The following is a 578-nucleotide window of genomic DNA, read 5'->3' as shown; positions in this document are numbered from 1 at the left end:
TTATTATAATATATGTTTCTTCCTTAATTTTGTGACATGATGAAACTAAGAAAACTCCACAACACACCTACAATAACATTCTACAACGTTGATGTAAGCACATCAATAGAATTGCCCTATGTAGTGGAAGGTATTAGCGCAGGCTTCCCCTCTCCTGCTGATGATTTTCTTGATATTAACATCGACCTTAACAAACACCTTATAAAAAACCCAAGCACCACATTTTACGGTAAAGTAAGAGGCAATTCAATGATGGATGCAGGTATTCACGATGGTGATTTATTAGTAATAGACAAAAGCCTACCAGCAACCGATAATAAAATAGCAGTCTGTTTTATTGATGGTGAATTTACAGTAAAGCGTATAAAAGTTGAAGATGATCATGTTTGGCTAATTGCTGAAAACAAAGACTATAAACCAATCAAGGTTACTAAAGAAAACGAGTTTTTAGTCTGGGGTATTGTGATTAATGTTATCAAATACTTTTAACAATGTTCGCCCTTGTCGATTGTAATAATTTCTATGCTTCATGCGAGAGGGTTTTCAACCCCTCTTTAAATAACAAACCAGTAGTTGTG

General features: G+C 34.4%; 2 protein-coding genes. Both read left to right on the top strand.

Annotation, left to right across the window (positions count from 1 at the left end):
• The first annotated feature begins 39 nt into the window (after nt 1–39).
• Entirely contained in the window at nt 40–489 is a 450-nt protein-coding gene (locus IU405_RS01115; protein WP_197436789.1) for a LexA family protein, read from the top strand.
• 2 nt (nt 490–491) lie between these two features.
• A partial coding sequence (locus IU405_RS15850) for a hypothetical protein (protein ID WP_197436788.1) occupies nt 492–578 on the top strand: 87 nt, incomplete at its 3' end.

The sequence above is a fragment of the Polaribacter sp. BAL334 genome, from assembly GCF_015767435.1.
In the GTDB taxonomy this organism is placed as follows: Bacteria; Bacteroidota; Bacteroidia; order Flavobacteriales; family Flavobacteriaceae; genus Polaribacter.
Note: the sequence above shows the minus strand (reverse complement) of the source record. Positions and strands in the feature narration are given on the sequence as shown.

Excerpts from the sequence above, each read along its gene's own strand:
- IU405_RS01115 (WP_197436789.1), top strand. The coding sequence starts at position 40 with ATGAAACTAAGAAAACTCCACAACACACCTACAATAACATTCTACAAC.